The sequence below is a fragment of the Telluribacter roseus genome (assembly GCF_017355915.2).
Taxonomy (GTDB): Bacteria; Bacteroidota; Bacteroidia; order Cytophagales; family Spirosomataceae; genus Telluribacter.
On the sequence record NZ_JAFEUV020000007.1, the window covers coordinates 191,149 to 213,009 of the forward strand.

At 52.0% G+C, this 21,861-nt stretch carries 11 protein-coding genes; 9 read left to right on the forward strand and 2 right to left on the reverse strand.

Annotated elements, in window-relative coordinates; genetic code table 11:
* Window positions 1-40 precede the first annotated feature (40 nt).
* Together JTN23_RS14910 and JTN23_RS14915 are read right to left on the reverse strand one after the other, a co-directional pair.
* Window positions 41-994: a site-specific integrase gene (locus JTN23_RS14910; RefSeq protein WP_247235651.1), complete on the reverse strand. Its 954-nt coding sequence runs from the start codon at window positions 992-994 to the stop codon at window positions 41-43.
* A gap of 70 nt (window positions 995-1,064) precedes the next feature.
* A complete protein-coding gene (locus JTN23_RS14915; protein WP_247235652.1) occupies window positions 1,065-2,264 on the reverse strand; it encodes a LacI family DNA-binding transcriptional regulator in 1,200 nt (399 codons plus the stop codon).
* 344 nt (window positions 2,265-2,608) lie between these two features.
* Here JTN23_RS14915 and JTN23_RS14920 point away from each other — a divergent pair, with 344 nt between their 5' ends.
* The 9 genes from JTN23_RS14920 to JTN23_RS14960 all read left to right on the forward strand — a co-directional run bounded on the left by JTN23_RS14920 (window position 2,609) and on the right by JTN23_RS14960 (window position 21,812).
* On the forward strand, window positions 2,609-5,632 hold the full coding sequence (locus tag JTN23_RS14920; protein WP_247235653.1) for a SusC/RagA family TonB-linked outer membrane protein: 3,024 nt from the start codon (window positions 2,609-2,611) through the stop codon (window positions 5,630-5,632).
* 27 nt (window positions 5,633-5,659) lie between these two features.
* Window positions 5,660-7,156, forward strand: a complete 1,497-nt coding sequence (locus JTN23_RS14925) for a RagB/SusD family nutrient uptake outer membrane protein (RefSeq protein ID WP_247235654.1) — start codon at window positions 5,660-5,662, stop codon at window positions 7,154-7,156.
* Between the two features lie 116 nt (window positions 7,157-7,272).
* Window positions 7,273-8,364: a hypothetical protein gene (locus JTN23_RS14930; RefSeq protein WP_247235655.1), complete on the forward strand. Its 1,092-nt coding sequence runs from the start codon at window positions 7,273-7,275 to the stop codon at window positions 8,362-8,364.
* Window positions 8,365-8,423: 59 nt separating this feature from the next.
* Window positions 8,424-10,355 (forward strand): FAD-dependent oxidoreductase, encoded by a 1,932-nt coding sequence (locus JTN23_RS14935; protein WP_247235656.1) that lies wholly within the window; start codon window positions 8,424-8,426, stop codon window positions 10,353-10,355.
* Window positions 10,356-10,363: 8 nt separating this feature from the next.
* Window positions 10,364-12,877: a glycoside hydrolase family protein gene (locus tag JTN23_RS14940; RefSeq protein WP_247235657.1), complete on the forward strand. Its 2,514-nt coding sequence runs from the start codon at window positions 10,364-10,366 to the stop codon at window positions 12,875-12,877.
* Between the two features lie 158 nt (window positions 12,878-13,035).
* Entirely contained in the window at window positions 13,036-14,778 is a 1,743-nt protein-coding gene (locus JTN23_RS14945; RefSeq protein ID WP_247235658.1) for a sodium:solute symporter family protein, read from the forward strand.
* Window positions 14,779-14,789: 11 nt separating this feature from the next.
* Window positions 14,790-16,829: a glycoside hydrolase family 2 protein gene (locus tag JTN23_RS14950; protein WP_247235659.1), complete on the forward strand. Its 2,040-nt coding sequence runs from the start codon at window positions 14,790-14,792 to the stop codon at window positions 16,827-16,829.
* Between the two features lie 36 nt (window positions 16,830-16,865).
* Window positions 16,866-19,145, forward strand: coding sequence for an FAD-dependent oxidoreductase (locus JTN23_RS14955; protein ID WP_247235660.1), 2,280 nt, complete (start codon window positions 16,866-16,868; stop codon window positions 19,143-19,145).
* A gap of 1,311 nt (window positions 19,146-20,456) precedes the next feature.
* Window positions 20,457-21,812, forward strand: a complete 1,356-nt coding sequence (locus tag JTN23_RS14960; RefSeq protein ID WP_247235661.1) for a hypothetical protein — start codon at window positions 20,457-20,459, stop codon at window positions 21,810-21,812.
* Window positions 21,813-21,861: the final 49 nt, after the last annotated feature.

Below are 21,861 nucleotides of genomic sequence, written 5' to 3' on the forward strand. Positions count from 1 at the left end.
ATCATGTTAGCAAGGGTAGTAGCAGTGATCTGACTACCTATTACAGCCCCAGTTTCTTCCCCGCGTTGTACTTCCGGATGTCATCGGTACGGGTATAGCGCTGAATCATGGCGGATGTCTTGTGCTTGGTCTGCTGCATCACTTCCAGGTCATCGGCGCCGTTGAGCTTGGCGGCTGTCACGAAGGAGGCCCGGAGCGAGTGGGCGGAGTACTCAGTACCCAGGTAGTGTTTGACCAGGTTATCCACGGTTTTGCAGGAAAGTCGCTCTTCGGTCAGCCGCACTTCGCCGTGCGTCTGGCCTTTGCGGAACCGGACGAGCAGGGGACCCTGTGCGGGGCGCAGAGCCAGCCAGTCTTCCAGGGTGCGGATGGGGCACAGCAGCGGGTCGGGATGAAAGAAGAAAGCCTTCTGCTCGAGTTCACCGTACTGATTGGTCTTACTCTGCCGCATGGTAATGATGAGTCCCTGCCGGGAGAAGCTCAGGTCTTCGATATTCAGGGCTACCAGCTCCGATCGGCGGAAGGCACCGGTAAAGCCCAGCAGCAGCACCAGCTTGTCCCTGAGCTCGGTAGGGTTATCATGGTCCAGCGACTGGATCAAACTTCTGAATTCATCCAGATCAAAGGCCGGAGCCTGCTTCTGACGTACGCCCTTAACGCGCCGGATCCCCTCCAGTACGGCTATTACCTGTTTATGTTTTGAAGGAAACTCCTGGTCCTTGAGGTCATGCCACTTACGGATCGCCGCCATGCGCCGCTGTATGGTAGCCCATTTACATTCGTCAGCCAGGTGAGCCAGGTAGGCCGACAGTACATTCGCCTCGGCCGGAAAGGCACTCACTCCCTGCTGCTGACACCATGCTGCATAGTGGCGGATGTCGGCCTGGTAGGCACGTTGCGTATTTTTGGCACCTTCCAGGCCCGCCTGTACATATTCAGTTATCTTGTCACTATACCGGACCAGTGCCTGCTCTTTTCTCTTGTCTGAAATCATGTCTGGGCAACTAAAAAGATGGATACTGCAATATAGTTAATAGTTTGAAAGGATGAATACTCTGTCCTCCCTATCTGTTGGCTTCATTAAAGACAGCATCATAACTTTCTCGCACCGAAGACCCCCTAATAATCAATTCAGTCTCCAGTACTTTTGCCTCGGGTACCCATTGCTCTTCTTCTTCGTTGATCAGTTTCAGGATCATTTCCGCGGTGATCTTTCCCATCAGGTGAGTTGGCTGCCGTACTGTGGTGAGCCCATTGCCAATATGAGCGGCTATGGGGTCGTCACTGAATCCTACCACCCCCAGATCTTCCGGCACACGAAGCCCCCGGCTTTTGGCCAGTATCAGGATTTCAATGGCTGTCGGGTCATTGACGGCAAAGATCGCATCCGGTGGCGTTTCCATATCCAGCAGGTACTGTCCGTAGATCCGGGCTTTCTGAGCAGTCAGATCACTGTGTATGATCAGCTCGGGATGGATGTCAAATCCATGCTTCTGTAAGGCAGACGTATACCCACGCAGGCGCTCCTGGCTGATGACCAGGTTGGGCGGCCCTCCCAGGTGAGCGATTCGGCGGTAGCCATTCTGAATAAGGTGCTCCACGGCCTTAAAGGCACCGCCGAAGTCATTTACGACTACCTTGGGGCCGTTGAGCTCCTGACAAACCCGGTTAAAAAATACAATGGGGATACCTCTTTTCTCCAGCGCCTTGAAGTGCTCATAGTTGTTGGTCTGCAGGCTCAACGATGCTATCACACCGTCTACCCGGTTGGCCAGCATGGCTTTGGTGTTGCCAACTTCCGTATCATACGACTCGCTCGACTGCATAATGATCAGATGGTACCCCGCCTGTGAAAGTACTTCCTGTACTCCTACGATAACATTGGGAAAGAAAGGGGTAAAAAACTCAGGTACTATAATACCAATGGTATTGGTCAGGCTTTTGACGAGGCTGTACGCCAGCTGATTGGGCTGGTAGTCCAGCTGGGTAGCCGTATCCAGTACCAGTTGCCGGGTTTCGGGACTAATGTCAGGATGGCCATGCAGGGCCCGCGATACCGTAGAATTTGAAACCCCCAGCGTGCGGGCTATATCTATAATGGTCGTCTGGTGGCGTCTGCGCTTAGGATGTATAGCTGACGGTAGGGTAGGAGTAGGGAGCGTAAAGTAGAAGTTACACTCCTTACACAGGTACCGCTGCTTTCCCCTGACGAATCCAGCTTTCATAATCATATCTACCTGCTCACACTTTATACAGCGTATCATCTTTGTTGTATTATTTCTATAAGTTGCCTTTGTGCTATTCGTTTCTGGCTCCAGTTGCCAGCGAATTTACAAATTTTAAAATTATCCTATTTACAGTACTTAAAATTATATATCGGTAACGTTTGCGCAAACGTTACCGATACTTTTTGACTTTATTTTAGAATTTGTAGCGCTATTCTACCCTTGCCCTTTTACCTGCTCTCCTTATATTCGACTATACAATCACCAGAAAGCAGGGTAAAGATACCCGCCTGACTTGTATATCCACTGCCCGCTGCCTATTCCTAAACCATGCCCGAATTGTATTTTATTAATGATGTCCTAAACCCCTAATCATTACCTGTATGCTTAAATATTTATTAAAATCCTGCTTACTGATCCTGCTAGGTATAGCCGTATCGGGACAGCTTCAGGCCCAGGACGTAACTATAAAAGGTAGAGTTACGGACGACAACGGAGAAACCATACCCGGTGTAAGCGTAACCGTGAAAGGTACGCAGCGCGGTACCATCACGAACGTAGACGGGAGCTACTCGGTCAATGCGGCGCCCGGCGCAACGCTGGTGTTTTCCTTTCTGGGCTATGTGAGCCAGGAAGTACCGGTTAATAATCGGACTACCGTAGATGTAGCGCTCCGGACTGATACCAAAGCGCTCGAGGAAGTAGTGGTGGTGGGCTACGGTACCCAGCGCAGGGTAGAAACAACCGGCTCCATCGCCTCAGTAAAAGCCGATGAACTCACACAACTACCCGTAACCAACGTAGCACAGGGGCTACAGGCGCGGGTGTCAGGCGTGCAGATCAATCAGAACTCCGGTTCTCCCGGGGGTAACATCAGTGTCCGGATCAGGGGTACCAACTCTATCAACGGTAACTCGGAGCCGCTCTACGTTGTGGATGGGATCCAGATCTCAAACGGTGGTGGAGTCAACGATGTAAGCCCATTATCAACCATCAACCCCAATGACATTGAGTCGGTAGAGGTACTTAAAGATGCTTCCGCATCGGCCATCTACGGCGCGCGTGCCGCTAACGGGGTGGTACTCATCACGACCAAGCGTGGTAAAGCAGGTACTACCCGGGTTTCGGTAGAAAGCTACTATGGTGTACAGCGAGCCACCAAGACGCTAGATGTACTGAATGCCGCTGAATTCGCACAGCTTGAAAACGAAGTATTCAAGAACAACGCGTATCCTGATCCTGCTTCACTGGGCGAGGGCGTCAACTGGCAGAAACTGATTTTCCGCGAAGCACCCATCCAGAACCATCAGCTATCCATCAACGGAGGAAATGAAAAAACACAATTAGCTCTCTCGGCTAACTACTTCAACCAGGATGGAATCATCATCAATTCCAACTTCAAGCGCTACTCATACCGGCTCAACGTGGACCACCGGATCAACAACCGGTTCAGGATTGGTACCAGTATCCTGGGAAGTTTGAATATTAGTAATGGCGTAGAAGCCGGAAGTACCAACCTGGGCGATGCCGGCGTAGTGACCGGAAGTGTGCTGGGCGCAGCCATCGGGGCACCCCCTACTCTGCAGCCATACCGGCCGGATGGCAGTATATTTCCTTTTGGGGAGCAGGGGAACGGGCAGTACCGGGAGGTAGTCAATCCGCTCAACTTTACGGAGATCCTGCGCCAGAGGGATATTAAGCGTACCCTGATCAACCTGTTTGGGGAGTATGAAATCCTTCCCGGCTTTACCTACCGGGCCTCCTTCAATGCTGACCTTGAAAACCGGCTGCATAACTTCTATTCGCCGCTTTCAATCATCAACCGGTCGGATATCAACGATAACTCCGGCTCAGCATCGAAGACCAACACCAACTTTATGGGATTGCTGCACGAGAGTATTCTTTCCTACAACCGTAAGTTCGGGGATGACCACAGCCTGCGGTTTACTGGTGTATTTGCCTCGCAGATTGAGAATTATAATGCCAACTCCATTAACGCCACCGGTTTCCCCAATGACGCGACCCGCAACGAGGCTCTACAGCTAGCCATAAACCGTAACGTGAGCAGCGATCGCACCATGCAGCGCCTCGATTCGTACATGGGACGTATCAATTACGGTTTCCGTGACAAGTACTTCCTGGATCTGACCGCCCGCGCCGATGGTTCCAGTAAGTTCGGTGCCAACCACAAGTATGGTTTCTTCCCGGCCATCTCAGCCGCCTGGCGCATCGCCGAAGAAGCCTTCCTGCAGGATGTAAACTGGTTGTCGGATCTTAAACTCAGAGCCAGCTACGGGATTACCGGTAATGCCGGCGGTATCTCTCCCTACCAGTCCTTGGCTACGGTAAGTTCTACCGGAGGGTATAACCTTAACAATGCGTACCAGACGGCCATTCGTCCGACGGGTATAGCCAATCCTGATCTGCGCTGGGAAAAGTCGGCACAGGTCAATGTGGGACTGGATCTGGGGTTGTTTAACAACCGCATCTCTGTGATCATGGATTACTACCACAAGCGGACCAATGACCTGCTTTACGTAAAAACCCTGCCCCTTTCATCAGGCTACGGCTCCATAACCGGAAATTTTGCCTCTCTTGAAAACAAAGGGTTCGAGTTTGCTACCAACGCCGTCATTCTGAACGGCCCCGTACGCTGGACCGTATCCGGTAATATCACCGCCAACCGTAACAAGCTACTGGATCTGGATGGTGGAACGACCCAGGAGCGGTTTATCACCAACTACACGATTCTGAGCGTAGGCCAGCCACTGGGTGTATTCAAAACCTATGTATTTGATGGGATCAACCAGACGGGTGAAGCCATTATACCCGGCTACGACGGACGGGTCGGTGGACATAAGATTAAGGACATCAATAACGATGGGGTGATCAATGCCGAGGATCAGGTAATTACCGGTAATCCCAATCCGGATTTCATCTTTGGTGCTTCCACCAACCTGAACTACAAAAATTTCGACTTCAGCGCTTTTGTATCGGGTACGCAGGGCAATGACATCTACAACATCAGCCGGCTGTCATTCGAGAATCCCCTGGGACAGCGCAATCTGCTGAAAGGGGTAGTCAACCGCTGGACGCCTGAAAATCCGAGTAATCAGTACGTAAGTCCTTTTGTGGCGGGACGCCTGCCCATTACGGATTATGCCATGGAGGATGGCTCCTACGTACGCCTCAAGAACATCACCCTGGGGTATACACTGCCGGCCATCAAAGGCATCAGCCGGGCCCGCATCTATGTCAGTGGAAACAACCTGATCACCCTGACCAAATACAGCGGCTTTGATCCCGAAGTCAACACCTACGCCGGCTCCAACACCACGATTGGTATAGACAACCTGGTGTATCCGCAGGCCAAGTCGTTCCTGGGCGGAATCCAGGTAACATTCTAATCCGACCCTTTCAAAAGAGATATCGTTATGAAAAGAAGTTTCAAATCCATCTATAAACTACTACCTATGCTGCTCCTGGGCGTAGGCATGACATCCTGTGAACTGGAAGAGACAGTCTATTCTTCCATCTTCACCGACAACTTTTACAAAACGGCCTCCGATGCCGAAAAAGGACTGATCGCTGTTTATGATGCCATGGGTGGACTGTACGGAGGTCCCGCCGCGACACTGGTACCCGATTTCAGTGCTGACCAGGTGTACCCCCGGGCCGTGGTAGGGCGAAATACCCTTACGTTATTCACGGTAGAGCCTACCTATACCACCCAGCGTAGCGCCGGGCGGACCAACGAATCACCCCAGCAGATCTGGATTTCAGCGTACAGTGGTATCGAACGGGCCAACTGGATCATCACCAAGGTACCCGAGGCAACCATGGACGAAACCCGTAAAAAGCAGATCATCGGGGAGGCATACTTCCTGCGGGCCTTCTACCACTGGATGCTCACCAAGAACTTCGGGGATATACCGGTCAAGATCGAACCCAGTACTTCTGAATTAAAGGCTTACGTTGGCAAAAGCCCCAGGGCAGACGTCTATAAGCAGATCTACAGTGACCTGGATCAGGCTTTAGCCGCTGGGTTACCCTCATTTCCCGCCGTGGTAAAGGGACGCCCTTCGCACGAAGCGGTGAACGCCCTCTACGCCAAGGCGGCCCTGTACAACGAAGACTGGGCGAAGGCTTTGGAAAAAGCCGAGGCGGTCATCAAATCAGGCAAGCATTCGCTGATGCCTGACGTTATGGATGTATACCATCATCAGAAGGAGGATGCCGCTCGGGTAGAGAATATCTGGGCCTTCGAAACGGATCCTATTTCACCCGGTACCGGGCATCAGTTGGTGGGTCTGACCGGCCCTTCGGGAAGTGCCGGAGCAGACTACGCCCGTACTTCATTCGGGTCTATGTTTGCCTATATGTCCTTCTACAGATCATTTGATCCGACGGATAAGCGCCGACAACTCCTGGATACGACCTACGTAAACCGGGCCGGTCAGGTAGTCCCTCAGCGCAGCATCACGCCCATCACCACGGAGGGAGTACTTATTAAGAAGTACCGTGATCCTGTATCTACTACGGGGAGTATCACCAACATTCCCATTCTTCGGATGGCCGATGTGTATCTGATTGCCGCGGAAGCCGAGGCACGTCTGAATGGGGCCACTCCCAAGGCTTACGAATATATCCAGGTGGTGCGCAAGCGTGCGGGGCTTCCCGAGCTGCCGGCCGGGCTAAGCAAGGAGGCCTTCGTTGATGCCGTGATTCAGGAGAGGGCCTGGGAGTTTTTTGCAGAAGGTGATCGGTGGTATGACCTTACCCGTACCGGCTTGTTCATGACAGTGATTCCGAAGGCAACGAATCCGGTATACCCCAGCCGTCCGGTACAACCCAAGAACAAGTACTTCCCCATCCCTCAGGAGGAAGTAAATGCTAATCCGGAACTACAGCAAAATCCCGACTGGCAATAAATAAATGCTAGGCTTATCAGGCTATAATCCGGAGTGGTGGAAGATAGTCTGATAAGCTTCTGGATAGATACTCGTCACCCTAAGACAAAGTTAGTCGGCAGAACAACTCACCTCGAATGAAGAAGCTCCTGTTGATAGTAGGCATCCTGATGACGGCAATGGCTTTCCTTCCCGGTAGTAAAGATACCGTCAGGAAGGAAAAAGCCTTTGAAGCCTTTATAGGAGATTCCATACAAATCCAGGTTGACATGGCCTACAGTCCGTCCGGGAAGCCCCACTACTATACCAGCCACGTCAGGACACCCGTCTGCAAAGACACTCTTTGTTACCTGGTCGTCATAGATCTGTACTGGGACCTGCTGGGGAACTTCCAGAAGTACGAAGTGCCGTCCGACAAGCCGCTGACGAAGTTTGATCACGATCCATTTACGGAGGAGGACCATAAGAAACTGAGCGCTATCCTGGCCAATAAAACCAGTTTGCTGCGTGACTACGACATGAAAGCCCTGGTGGATGACCAGGTAAAACGCAGCTCCAGCGTAGTGGATGCGACTACCGGTGCTACCAGTACCACCATCCGGGATGAGGTAGTAGGAGGGGCTCTGTACACGACGCATACCCTTTGGCACATAGTCAACGGCCCCGTAGCCAGGCAAATCCTTGAACATACCGAAGCCCGCTTTACGGATTCACTGCTTGTACAGATGCTCCGATCGGATCAGTTCCAGTACCAGTTCTACGCGTTGAACCGGATCCCTTCAGGGGCTATGAACACGTACCTGCCCCACCTGGTTCGTCTGGTCGAAGCGGGTGATTCGTACGTACCCTACTTTGCCATTGAAAAGTTGCCCGGGGAGGTATGGAAACAGGCCCGCTGGCAGAAGGAGCTGGCATCCCTGGTGGGACGGGTCGATTTTGAAATGCAAAACGAGCTGCTCAACAAACTAAAAGAAGTACCCCTGCAGGCCGCTACCCTGGATGCCCTGACGCAGCATACCAAAAAGCTGACGGACCAGCAGGTCATCAGGGTACTGGGGCTGCTACGTACCAATCAGACATCCCTAAGGGATGAATCGCTCATGAGGCTGGCCCCACTGCTGGATAGTCCGGTCAGGGAGGTAGCCACGCTGACCCATCAAATTTTCCGGCAAAAAGCAGAAACGGATAAAAAGGTAAAAAAACTGCTGGATGAACGGGAAAAAGGGTAGTAAACCTGCTCATTACTATGAAAACCTATTGAATGCCTAAACCCTTATTTTTTAGAATAATGGAAAATAATAGAAGAGATTTTCTAAAGGCCCTCGGCGTATCAACCCTGGGTACGGGATCCGGTGGTTTATTTACCAGCAGTCCTACGACCCTGTTTGGTAAAGAGCCCCAAGAGCTGGCGAAGGAGGTGAACAAAAACGTCTACCAGAAGAAGCAGTATACAACCGATGTACTGATCGCGGGAGGAGGAATGGCCGGGGTGTGTGCCGCTATCGCCGCCGCCCGTAATGGCTCCAAGGTTATCCTGATCCAGGACCGCTCCCGGCTGGGCGGTAACGCCAGCAGCGAAATCCGGATGCACGTACTGGGAGCTACTGCCTTGAATCAGGTGTGGCGCGAAACGGGTATTCTGGAAGAGCTATTTCTGACTGAGGCCGTTGATAATCAGCAGCGATCCTACGAGATGTGGGACTTTGTCATGTATGACAAAGTTATTTCTGAGAAGAACATCACCCTGCTGCTGGACTCGGTACTCTATGATGCCGAAGTAGCCAACGGGGAAATCCAGCTGATCCGGGCTATCTGCTCCCAAACCGAAGAGATCTACGAAATCAAGGCCAAGTACTACGCCGACTGCACGGGCGATGCTACCCTGGGAGCCATCGCCGGGGCAGAGTTTATGCGGGGACGTGAGGCCAAATCGCTCTGGGGCGAATCGCTGGCGGTGGATAAGGCCGACAACAAGTCCATGGGTAACAGCCTGCTCTTTATGGCGCAGAAACACGACCGCAAGATGCCGTACACCCCACCAGCCTGGGCTAAGAAATTTACGAAGAAAGATTTTGTCCATCGCAAGATCAACTCCTGGGAGTTTGGCTACTGGTGGCTCGAACTGGGCGGGATGGTAGATATCATTCAGGATGGGCAGAAGCTCCGCCACGACCTGCTGACCATCCTGTTCGGCGTGTGGGACTACATCAAAAACTCGGGCAACCATCCCGAGTCCGAAAACTGGGCGCTTTCCTGGGTAGGTATGATACCCGGTAAGCGCGAGAGCCGCCGCCTGGTGGGCGACTACATCATGAAGCAGGAGGATGTGCAGTCGGCCAAGCTGTTCCCGGACCGGGTAGCCTACGGAGGCTGGCCCCTCGACGATCATCCACCCGAAGGCATGAGCAGTACCGACATGGTACCCTATATCTCGATTCCGCTTAAGGCGCCTTACTCCATTCCGTTCCGCTCGCTGTACAGCAAGAATATCAAAAACCTGCTGATGGCCGGACGTAACGTGAGCGTGTCGCACGTGGCCCTGTCGTCGACCCGGGTTATGGCTACCTGTGCTACCATGGGGCAGGCCATCGGCACCGGCATGGCCTACTGCGTCAAAAATAACGTCAAACCAGCTACCCTGGGAAATCAGGAAAAGCACATGGCGGCCTTACAGCAAATGCTCCTGCGGCAGGATCAACCTATGCTGGGCGTTAAAAACGAGGATGTAAAAGACTTGGCCAAACTGGCCGCTGTAAAAGCTTCTTCCGAAACCAAGGACGGAGCGGCAGCTCAGGTACTGGATGGCTACAACCGGAACGTGATGGATGGTAAGACCCACCAGTGGCAGGCCGACATGAAAGCCGGTGAGCCGTGGATAGAGCTATCGTGGAGTAAACCCGTCAAGCTGAATACGATCCAGCTGGTCTTCGACACGGGACTACACCGGAGACTACTTATCTCGGGGGAGGACCGGGTCTACTACAAACAGGACCGGGGTCCACAACCCGAAACCATTTCTGACTATACCATTGAGTTAAAGACTAAAAAGGGCATGCAGCAGGTAGCTCAGGTGGAGAACAACTACCTCCGTAAAGTAGAGCATATCTTTGATCCAACCGAAGTCGAATCCATCCGAATTAAAGTACTTAAGACTAACGGAGATCCGCTTGCCCGACTCTTTGAGGTACGCTGCTATCTGGATGATATACAAGTATCCTAACCCTGGCTATGCAACCATTACGATCCATACTGTACCTGATCATTGTCTGTATGCTTGGCCCCTCGATAGGGGTCCGGGCCCAGAAGGTCCTGCAACTCTCCAGCAACCACCTTCAGCTGGAATGGAAGAGTACGCCGCAGGGCTGGCAAGTCCAGAAGGTGCTGGTGAAAAAAGGAAACTCCTGGGATAGTGGATTGACTCCTTCCGGGGAGTATACCTTGCTATTCACGGAAGAAAAGCCCTCCGGTGAATCGGCGCAAACCTTTGAAAAAATAACCGGAGGCAAATTCCCCGAGGATAACTACCACTATCAGCGGGAGCAGTGGAAGGAGAGTACTACCTCCGTAGCGCTGAATACCGCCGGAAAGGCCTACCACTTCTTCCCAACCAGTGGTAAGCTTGTAGGAAAAAACCACGTACAGTTCCGCCACGAAACTGAGGTAGCCACGGTCACTACGGACTGGCGGGTGGACCAACAGTTTCCAACGGATGTGCTGGTAACGCAAACCATTACGCCAAAGCGGAAAGGGTACTTCTCCCTGGCCAGTCCCTCGGTAGCCACCGTGGCGGAGTCCAGCATGGGCTGGGCCTCCGTGCCGGGCTACTTTCAGGGGAACTACTTGCAGGACAATTTTGCCAAGGCCTACGCCTACGGGCACGGGGTACCGCGGCTGCCGGTCATCTACCGGGAGCGGTGCGCCAGTACCCTGGCTCCGCTGGTAAGTACCCGGACTGGTATTACTCTGGCTATCATACCCGAGCCTGGTCTGGCGCGCGATCCCTGGAAGAGGGACAAGATCACGCAGACGGACTGGCACGTGGGTCTCTCGCACATGAACCGCAAAGGCCAGCTCTCCCCGACATTGTACTATCCGGTATTGGGCGAGCACGAGTCCAGCCGCGAGGTAGGTAAGGCGCTGAGCTATAACTTCCGGTACAGCCTGATGGAGGGCGACTGGTTCAAGTCCCTCAAGCACGCCATCTATGACATCTATAAGTTTGGGGAGGGGCTACAGCTGCGGCAAAGCAAGCAGTCACTGATGAGCCGCATTGAGCAGATGCACCACTACCTCACCGACCCCCAGACATCCATGTGGAATGTGGAGGAGTTTGAAGGCACCAAAATAGGGGCACAATCTTATCTGGGGGGAGTTGTTGGTTCCCAAAAGGATGCCATGAAGAACTCCGACTACGGCGCTATGTGGATGCTGGCTCACGCCACGGCTGATCCTAAGCTGACCCAGCAGGTACTTCCTTACGCCCATAACTTCAAGCTGAAACAGCAACAAACGGAGGATGGCTTCTTCAGGGGAGCCGCGGTGGGTCAGTACTACCTGGCCAAGCGGAAGAAGTTTGTGGAGGAATGGGGAGAGGTCGTAGAGCCCATGGGCCTGACGTACTACACCATGCTGGACCTGGGGAATATCCTGCTCTTTGATCCCAACAACCAGGAACTGAAAGACCGGCTCAGGTTGGGAGCAGAACTGCTGCTGAAATGGCAAAAGCCGGATGGTAGCTGGGCGGTGGCCTATGATCGTCATTCGGAGCAGGAGCTGTTCAAAGATGTGGATGATCTGCGCCCTACGTTCTACGGCATGATCGTGGCGTATCGGGTACTGAAAGATCCCAGGTACCTGGCGGCTGCCCGCAAAGGAGCCGATTGGTTCGTAAAAAATGCGGTTGAAACGGGAGCCTTTCTGGGAGTCTGTGGGGATGCCCGCTACGCACCAGACTTTGCCACAGGACAGTCGGCCCAGGCTTTACTGGACCTGTACGAGCTGACCAACGAGAAGCGCTATAAAGAGGCGGCCATTACCGCAGCTAAGATTTACACAGGCTCCATTTATACCCATCCTATTCCAACCCGTACCATCAAGGAGGTGAATGGAATACAGCGCGAAGACTGGGAGATTGCTCAATCCGGATTGAGCTTTGAGCACGGAGGCATCTTCGGCTCGGCCACCCGCCACGGTCCCATCCAGCTGGCCAGCCACGCCGGGATGTTTATCCGGATGTACCAGCTGACCGGCGAACCCTTATTCGCGGATATGGCCCGGGCCGCGGCCATTGGTCGCGATGCCTTTGTCGATCCCAAAACCAGCGTAGCGTCCTACTACTGGAATGCCATGAACAGGGGGGCGGGCCCCTATCCGCACCACGCCTGGTGGCAGGTCGGCTGGATCACCGACTACCTTCTTGCGGAGGCGGAGCTCAGATCAAAAGGAAAGATATCTTTCCCCCGCGGATTTGTCACTCCCAAAGTAGGTCCCCACCAGACTTACGGATTCGCTCCAGGTACCGTCAATGGCGACAAGGCCAGGCTTGTGATTAGGGAAGACTGGGTAAAGGTGGATCAGCCGTCGGTGGATTATATTCTGGCCGAATCAGTAGAAAAGGGGAGAAAGTATGTCATACTCCTGAACAACCGGGCTCAGGCTACAAATTTTAATCTTACGGTTGGACAGAAAAGCTCTGTTCAAAAGCAACTACCAGCCTGGGGAATGGAGATAGTGCAATTTTGAATGAGTGAATGAAAGAATGGAGAATGTTTTCGATTATTGAATGCAGAGTGTCAAGTTAAAAGATGCACTTACTGAGTAATCGGAACAAATCGACAGCCACGGCGGTGACCCATTAAAAATAAAACTCCGATAATACGTATACTATCTACCACCTACTGATGCAACAGCTTGATTTTATAGTGATGGCCGTTTTTGCGGTTTTCCAGATGCTCCTGGGGCTGGCTTTTTCCCGTACCGGAACCGATGCCAAATCCTTTTTTGCCGCCGGGGAGTCAGCGCCCTGGTGGGTAAGCGGGCTGTCCCTGTTTATGAGCTTTCTGTCAGCAGGAACCTTTGTGGTATGGGGCTCCATTGCCTATGATCTGGGGTTCGTAGCCATTACCATCCAGTTATCCATGTGTATTGGTGGGCTGGTCACGGCCTTTTTCATTGCGGATCGCTGGAAGCGGACCCACGCCATGACCGCCGCCGAGTACATAGGCCGGAGACTAGGAGTACGGGTTCAGCAACTTTTTACCTACCTGCTTACGCTCTTTACCTTGTTTACCATCGGAGGTGTCTTGTATCCGGTTGGGAAGCTTGTGTATGTAGCTACGCCCTTCTCTCTGAATACCTGTATTATAGTACTGGGTCTCATGGTAATCCTGTACACCGCTATGGGTGGGTTGTGGGCCGTACTGGTTACGGACGTACTTCAGTTTATCATACTGTTGGCCGCAGTACTTATGGTGGTACCCCTGGCTCTTGAGCGAGTGGATGGTTTGGGAACGTTTGTTCAGAAAGTACCTGATGATTTCTTCAGGGTATTTAACGGCCAGTACACCCTGGGCTTTACCATGGCCTTTGTGTTATACCACATCATATACATTGGCGGTAGCTGGGCCTTTGTTCAACGCTATACCAGTGTCAGTACTCCCCGCGAATCCCGTAAAGTCGCCTTTCTGTTCGCCGGACTCTATTCAGTTAGCCCTTTCCTCTGGATGCTTCCGCCCATGATCTACAGGGTTCTAAATCCCGGCCTGTCTGGTCTGGAATCAGAAGGTGCCTATATGCTGATGGCCCAGCTGGTGCTACCGGCCGGACTTGTAGGTCTGATGCTGGCCGCCATGGTGTCCGCTACGGCCAGTACGGCCAACACGCTGCTCAACATGCTGGCGGCCGTATTTACCAATGATGTCTATAACAAATTGATCAATCCCAATGCCTCGGATACTACCCTGGTGCGGGTGGGCAGGCTTATGACCGTTGTCTTCGGGCTCATTACCATTGGCATAGCCCTGGCGGTACCTCATATCGGGGGGCTCGTCAATCTGGTACTTAGTGTGGGGGCTATATCGGGCGGATCACTCCTGCTCCCGGTCGTATGGACCCTGTTCTCCAGACGGCAGAACGCCCGCTCCGTCCTGACTGTCTCGATGATCAGCCTGGGCACGAGTGTATTCTTCAAGTTCATTACACCTACGCTTTTTGATTTTACACTGAGCCGGGCTGCCGAGATGTCTCTCGGAATGGGATTGCCTTTTCTCCTGCTTGCATTCTACGAATGGGTCGTATTTCGTAGCAAAGCCGAGGATGTTCAGTACACCCACTACCAGGTATGGCTGGCCGGACGGGAAGTGACCCATCCGCAGGTGGTAACGGCACCAACCGGTACCTCACAGGCTCAGAACACCTTTGCCGTTCGGGCTATTTCCATCAGTTTTGCCCTGACTGGAATTGGCATCGCCGGACTGGGCTTTAACGCTGGTGAAGATGTCGGTCTGATTGCCGGTATAGGAATGGCTATCGTTGTTGCAGCAGCCTGGATCTGGAGGATCAGTACTACAAAAGTACCTGCCCCCGAAAACCAACCAGCCGCTATCCATTCCCAATCCAAAAAAGAAACCCTTACCCGGAATTAAACCATCACCTAATGAAGAAGTACGCCTATATTTTTCTTTTGTCCCTTTTACTTTCTGCCCCTTCCTTTGGACAATATACCATTCGGGAGTCCAACGCTATCCCACTGCATGGCGAGTGGTCGTTTACCCTTGATCCCGGAGAGATGGGCCTGAAAGGGGAGTGGTACAGCGACAAAGTACCCACCGCACGATTTGATAAAGTGTCTGTTCCCCATAGTTTTTCGGTGGATCCGCGCTATGGTTTCTATACGGGTACCGTGTGGTACCGCAAAAGCTTCCCGTGGCAGCCCGAAAGGGGGAAGAGAGTCATCCTGCACTTTGATGCGGCCTACTACATGACGAATGTATGGCTCAACAACCAGAAGGTTGGCCGTCACGAAGGGGGCTATACTCCTTTCCATTATGATATAACCGATTACCTCAAATCCGGCGAAAATCTACTGGCTGTATCGGTCAATAATGATACCTGGAAACCGGGTACTGTACCCGGTGCCAAGGACAACAATCAGCCCAACGACTCCTTTATGGGCTGGATGAACTACGGGGGACTCAATCGTCCGGTGTACCTGACCGTAGAGCCGGAAGTATACGCCGAAAATATCAAAGTGGAGGCTACGCCTGATCTGTCCAAAGGTACGGCCGCGCTACGGGTGAGGATGCGGGTGCGAAATACCACCGGGCAGCAGGTGAGTCCCGAAACCAGCTACCAGGTATACTACAACGAGAAGCCCCTGGCCCTGAACTGGAAAAGCAGCACCGGACGAGTAGCCCCCGGACAAACGGCAATTCTGGAAGCCGAAGCGACCGTACCGGCTGCCCAGGTACATCTATGGGGCCTCGATTCGCCAAATCTCTATCAAATAAAGGCTTCCCTACCTGGTGATACCCTGGCTACCCATTTCGGAATCCGGAAGGTAGAGGTACGTAACACCCAGCTCTTGCTTAATGGCCAGCCCATTAAGGTAGGAGGGGGCAATAGAGTAGTAGACTACCCCGGCCTGGGCTCGATGGAGCCGGACTGGCTGATCGAAAAGGACTTTAAGTTGATGAAGGAGGCCGGGATGGAGCTGCAGCGCCTGACGCACTATACGCCCAGTGAGCTTTTCTACGATCTGGCCGATCGCTACGGCATGCTGATCATTACCGAAGCCGGTAACTGGCAGCTGACTCCTACGCAGATGGACACTGACTCCATCCGCAAAAATTTTAAGAATCAATTCCGGGAGATGGCAGAGCGCGACTGGAACCACCCCAGCGTCATCGCCTACAGCGTGGGCAATGAGTACTTGTCGGAGCAGCCGGCCGGACAGCGCTGGACCAAGGATATGATCGCCTATGCCCGCGAACTGGACCCCACCCGCTTGTATACGTTCGCTACCATGCGGCTGAACATACTTCCTAAAAAGCCGGAAGATGAGGCGAGCCAGTACGTGGATTTCGTCTCGACCAACACCTACGGCAACCACGCCAAAGTACTGGACCACATTCACCAGCTTTACCCCAACAAGCCCATCTTTATCAGTGAGTGGGGCCGCCGCGCCGACACTCAAACCGGAGAGGCCGGACAGGTGGAGCACCTGCGCGATATTATGAAAGAGGTCCGGAGCCGCCCGTATGTGGTAGGGGCCTCCTGGTGGACCTACAACGACTACCAGAGCCGCTTCCACGGTACCAACGCCAACGGCTACCGTCCCTGGGGCATCGTAGGGCCAGATCGGGCTCCCCGCCAGGTTTATCCCGTGTACCAGCAGGAAATGTCCCCCGTAACGGTTGAGAGGGTACGCTATACTCCCGGTGTTCAAGGCCTGCACCAGTTGGTGCTGCGGGTCAAGACAAGAGCCGATTTTCCGGCCTACCCGGTGGCTAACTACACCTTGACGGCTGGGGATACAACGTTGCCTATCCCTGATCTGCATCCTGGCGGTAGTACCGAGATAGTAGTGCCAGTAAGAGGATTTGAGAAAGCCCTGCGGGTAAAAGTAGTAAAGCCCACTGGATTCGTATCCGTAGAGCAGACCATAGAATTAAAAGAAAAGGAGTCCGCCAACTAGACTCCAGATATATTCACATTATTACAATACAGTTATATGATGCAATCAATTGCTACTGATAAAAGAACCGCCAAGACACTAGCCTTATCCGCTGACCTGGTTATCGTAGGGGGAGGCTTGTCTGGTACCTGCTGCGCTATTACCGCCGCCCGGGCAGGTACGAAGGTGATACTCGTACAGGATCGTCCGGTGCTGGGGGGCAATGCCTCGTCGGAGGTGCGGCTGTGGGTATTGGGGGCTACTTCTCATATGGGCAATAACAATCGCTGGGCGCGTGAAGGGGGAGTCATAGATGAAATTCTGGTCGAAAATCTGTACCGCAACCCGGACAGCAACCCCCTGATCTTTGATACCATCCTGCTGGAAAAGGTGGTGGAGGAGCTTAATATTACCCTACTCCTGAATACTGCCATCTATGAAGTAGAAAAAGCGGACCCCGATACCATATCCAAAGTGAAAGGATTCTGTAGTCAGAACTCCACCCTGTACGAGCTTGCGGCCCCACTTTTCTGCGATGCTTCCGGAGATGGTATTGTTGGGTTTCTTTCGGGGGCGGCCTTCCGGATGGGCGCTGAATCGGCCGAGGAGTTCGGCGAGAAATTTGCTCCCACCAAAGAGTACGGTGAGCTCCTGGGCCATTCCCTCTACTTCTACAGCAAAGATGTGGGGCGTCCGGTCAAATTCGTACCCCCCAGCTTTGCGCTGAAAGATATCACCAGGATTCCCCGTTTCCGGAGCTTCAACGCCCAGGACTTTGGCTGTAAGCTCTGGTGGGTTGAGTATGGGGGACGGCTGGATACCGTACACGATACCGAAACCATCAAGTGGGAGCTGTGGAAAGTCATCTATGGCGTCTGGAACTATATCAAGAACTCCGGGCAATTTCCCGAGGCCGAAAACCTGACCCTCGAGTGGGTGGGTACCATCCCTGGTAAGCGGGAAAGCCGTCGTTTTGAGGGCGACTATATGCTGATCCAGCAGGATATTGTCGAACAGCGCTCCCACCCGGACTCAGTTGCCTTTGGTGGGTGGAGCATCGACCTGCATCCGGCCGACGGGGTATTCAGCGAGAAACCAGGCTGTAACCAGTGGCACAGCAAGGGCATCTACGGCATACCCTACCGCTGTTACTATTCCCGTAATATCAGTAACCTGTTCCTGGCGGGACGCATCATCTCGGCTTCGCACGTTGCCTTCGGCTCTACCCGGGTCATGGCTACCTCAGCCCACGGTGGTCAGGCCGTAGGGATGGCGGCGGCACTGTGTGCCAGAAAGGGTTTACAACCCCGACAGCTGCTCGAACAGAACCTCATGAATGAACTGCAAGCCGAGTTATTAAGAATTGGACAGCATATTCCGGGCCTAAGTCTGAGGGATGAGTTAGATCTGGTTCGTAAGGCAAAGATCAAAGCGTCGAGCGAGCTGGTACTCACCGAACTTGCCGAGGAGCCGGATCCCCAGCCCATCGAGTTTGCCACCGCCCAGATGCTACCCGTTCAGGCCGGTACAATGCCCAAGGTGGTTATACACCCCTACACCGACAGTCCTACTGAGCTGGAAGTGGAGCTGCGTATCTGCAGCAGGAAGGGGAGTCACACGCCAGATGTGACGCTGGAGAAAAAGACCATTCCGCTACAGAAGGGCCGGAACTGTGTACATCTGTCATTCGACTCGGTGATCGGTGAACCTACCTATGCCTTTCTGATGATCGGGAACAATCCAAGGGTGTCGCTGAAAATGACCAGTCAGCGGGTTACGGGGGTGTTATCCGTTTTTAATTCTATTAATCCTGCCGTATCCAATTATGGCAGGCAGGAGCCAACGGAAGACATTGGCGTGGATGCATTTGAGTTCTGGTGCCCCCAGCGCCGACCCAAAGGCAAAAATGTGGCCATCAAAATAGAGGAAGGGTTGAGAAGCTTCGGAGCCGAAAATATTCGCAACGGTGTGCAGCGCCCTACCTTCCAGCCCAACGCCTGGGTGGCCGATTTTGCGGATCCAGATCCGTCCCTGACGCTTAGCTGGACCGAAAAGCAAAGCATCCGGCGGGTGGAGCTCTTCTTTGATACCGATTATGATCATCCTTCCGAAAATGTACTGATGATTCATCCCGAGCCCATTGCACCTTTCTGCGTACAGAAGTACCAGCTCCTGGACGATCAGGGTCGGGTGGTGTTTGAGAAGAGCGAAAACCACCAGACCCGCAATACGATCTATTTTGAAGAGCCCCTAACCACCTCACACCTACAGCTACGGGTGGAGCATCCATCCCCTACCTCCCCGGCGGCTGTTTTTGAAATACGATGTTACGAATGATTAATTGGTTGATTGGATTTTGGTACAAAGCGGCGAAATTTTCGCCGCTTTGTTTTTAAGTACACCTACTGGTAGTATCTGTACACATAAGTATCGTTTAACTGACAATCCAGTTTCAATATATTCTGAAAATACAAAAAAGTACTCCTCAATTAGGCATAGTGTTTGCTGCAATGCTATTGCAAATCTACCCTTGTTAGGTTGGAATAGGAGTGCAATCGTTTTTCTTATCAACGTTGCTATTAATCTACTAACAGGTAGGCTTTGGTGAGGTACATTTCAATCAAGAAGGGTTTTTTAGGCATAGTGTTTGCTTAAATAAATCAAATAGTTGTATGATAGTCAATGCCAATATAGCCGTCTGTAATCAGATGAACTTGTAGTCTAAATAGGGGACACAAGTAATAGGCTGGTACTAGTAGTTTCTGTTATGTATAATTTTATAACCCTCTAATCATGAATAAAAATCTACTTTCCGCTACAATAAACTATCTAAGATTTCATTCGGAACCACTCTTTAATAAGTAGGTATACCTCCTGAATTCAATAAAAAGACCCTGATTACCTATTTGGCTAGTTTAGTACCGGTCAGGTTTCAGGGAAAACAAATTGATCTTTTATAACCCACGTACCCTCATGACTATACTTTTACCCTCTTTTCACTACAGCTATTTCTCCTTCTACCCTGCATTACATTATGGCACTGCTATTTCAGAGTCTTGTAAAGCTCTAAACGACAGTACCATTACCATAGGGCTATCCAGTTGTAAATATCAATATCTTATTGGCTAAGTATAGCAGCAGAGTAAGCCAGTAGCTTCATCCTTTGCTTTCAGAATTTCTGTATTCGTACATGCAGAAAACCGGGTAAGTACTGCCTGTTGGTTAGGTAAATTCTATGGATTTACTAGCTCCTATTATGCCCCTTGACCTTGTGAATTGAATACGTGTTCCAGAAGTAGTAATGCAACCATGCAATTGAAAAGAATATTTATTATTAGTTGTTTTTTTTGCTCTTTTTTCGCCAATAAACTTCTTGCTCAGAATATTGATATTGCCAATATTAAAAAGTTTGGTATATCGGGTGGCTTGTCGGTAAATTCTCTCTACAATTCAAATAGTCCAATTGGATCAGACCCACTTAGCTACTTCGTTGCTGGTAATGTCAACGTCTCAGTACTAGGTACCATAATTCCCGTAAACCTTGCGTATTCGAGCAGAAAGTTTACCTACAGCCAGCCTTTTTCATTCAATCAGTTTGCACTACATCCCACCTATAAATGGGCTACTGCGCATGTAGGTGTGGCTAGTATGACCTTTTCGCCCTATACCCTTAACGGGCACCAGTTTAGTGGGGTAGGAGTAGACCTGACACCTGGTAACTGGCGGGTGAGTGCCATGTATGGCCGGTTGATTAAGGCTCAGGCCGGAACCGAGACTACGCCTGCTTCTTATCGACGTATGGGGATGGGAGTTAAGACTCAATGGCAGAACAACCGCTTTCGGCTGGGGGTGACTACTTTCAGGGCCTCCGATGATTCGCTGTCTGTAGATAGGTCATCTCCCTATACCACGGTGTCTCCGCAGCAGAATCTGGTGCTGGCTGTCACGGCCGGAGCTTCCGTGTTCCGCATAGTTCAGGTTGATGTTGAGTACAGTAATAGTGTACTTGAAAAAAATCGCCTGCTAACGGAGCCGGATTCAATGCGCTCAACGGTTGGAATCATAGGTCAGCCTAATGCCTCCGCTGAATCGTATAATGCACTGAAAGGAACCCTCAATGCACTGCTCCCAAAAACCAATACTACCGTAGGCATGGGCTTTGAGCGGGTTGATCCTAACTACCAGACGCTGGGTGGTTACTTTTTCACGAATGATTTTTCAAACGTCACTGTCAATGCCAGCCAGACCTTATGGAATGGCAGGCTATCCGGTAACGCTAACCTTGGGATTCAGAGAGATGATCTGAAAAATGAAAAAAGCAGCTCGCAGAAGCGGATGGTAGCCGGCGTCCATGTCATGGCCGTGCCTTCGGCCCGACTGAACCTGTCGGTTAACTATTCCAATTTTAAGGCGTATACTTTTATCCGGAGCGCCCTGCAGGATATCAGCCGTTTGTCTCCCCTGGAACAGATTGACACGCTCAATTTCACACAGATTACCCGGAACCTGAACGCGAACGTGGTGTATCAGCTGCAAAGTTCGGAGGCAAGTACGCAGAGTATCATGGTAACCTATATGGTAATGAATGCCGCCAATAAGCAGGGGGATCTTATCAGGACGGGACAGACCACACAGGTCTACAATTCAAATATCAATTACAACTGGGCACTGCCCAAGCTGGGTTTTTCTCTGGCTACGGGTTTAAGCTTTAACCAGAACAGCGTAGCGAGCCAGTCCTTCTCAGCGTATGGCCCTACCGCAACAGTCAGCAAGATGATGCTCAAAAACCGGATGAATAACTCTCTGTCCTCATCCTACCTGATCACCCGCCTTGGAGAGCTTAACTCGTCGGTAACGAACCTTCGTTACAATGCAGGTTTTGCACCTGGCAAAAAGCAGAGCTTCCAGCTTATGGTTGGTAGTGTGTTTCGTGGAGGTAAGGTCTCCGCAGGAGGCACCCGCAATTACGTCAACGCCACCTTTGGTTATAGCCTGAGACTCTAATCTACACTCCTGCCAGCTTCTTATTTATAAGTTCCCTTCCTTTATCACA

What these genes read in the sequence shown, in the direction of transcription:
- JTN23_RS14910 (WP_247235651.1), bottom strand. Translation starts at nt 994, where the DNA reads ATGATTTCAGACAAGAGAAAAGAGCAGGCACTGGTCCGGTATAGTGAC.
- JTN23_RS14915 (WP_247235652.1), bottom strand. Translation starts at nt 2,264, where the DNA reads ATGATACGCTGTATAAAGTGTGAGCAGGTAGATATGATTATGAAAGCT.
- JTN23_RS14920 (WP_247235653.1), top strand. Translation starts at nt 2,609, where the DNA reads ATGCTTAAATATTTATTAAAATCCTGCTTACTGATCCTGCTAGGTATA.
- JTN23_RS14925 (WP_247235654.1), top strand. Translation starts at nt 5,660, where the DNA reads ATGAAAAGAAGTTTCAAATCCATCTATAAACTACTACCTATGCTGCTC.
- JTN23_RS14930 (WP_247235655.1), top strand. Translation starts at nt 7,273, where the DNA reads ATGAAGAAGCTCCTGTTGATAGTAGGCATCCTGATGACGGCAATGGCT.
- JTN23_RS14935 (WP_247235656.1), top strand. Translation starts at nt 8,424, where the DNA reads ATGGAAAATAATAGAAGAGATTTTCTAAAGGCCCTCGGCGTATCAACC.
- JTN23_RS14940 (WP_247235657.1), top strand. Translation starts at nt 10,364, where the DNA reads ATGCAACCATTACGATCCATACTGTACCTGATCATTGTCTGTATGCTT.
- JTN23_RS14945 (WP_247235658.1), top strand. Translation starts at nt 13,036, where the DNA reads ATGCAACAGCTTGATTTTATAGTGATGGCCGTTTTTGCGGTTTTCCAG.
- JTN23_RS14950 (WP_247235659.1), top strand. Translation starts at nt 14,790, where the DNA reads ATGAAGAAGTACGCCTATATTTTTCTTTTGTCCCTTTTACTTTCTGCC.
- JTN23_RS14955 (WP_247235660.1), top strand. Translation starts at nt 16,866, where the DNA reads ATGATGCAATCAATTGCTACTGATAAAAGAACCGCCAAGACACTAGCC.
- JTN23_RS14960 (WP_247235661.1), top strand. Translation starts at nt 20,457, where the DNA reads ATGACCTTTTCGCCCTATACCCTTAACGGGCACCAGTTTAGTGGGGTA.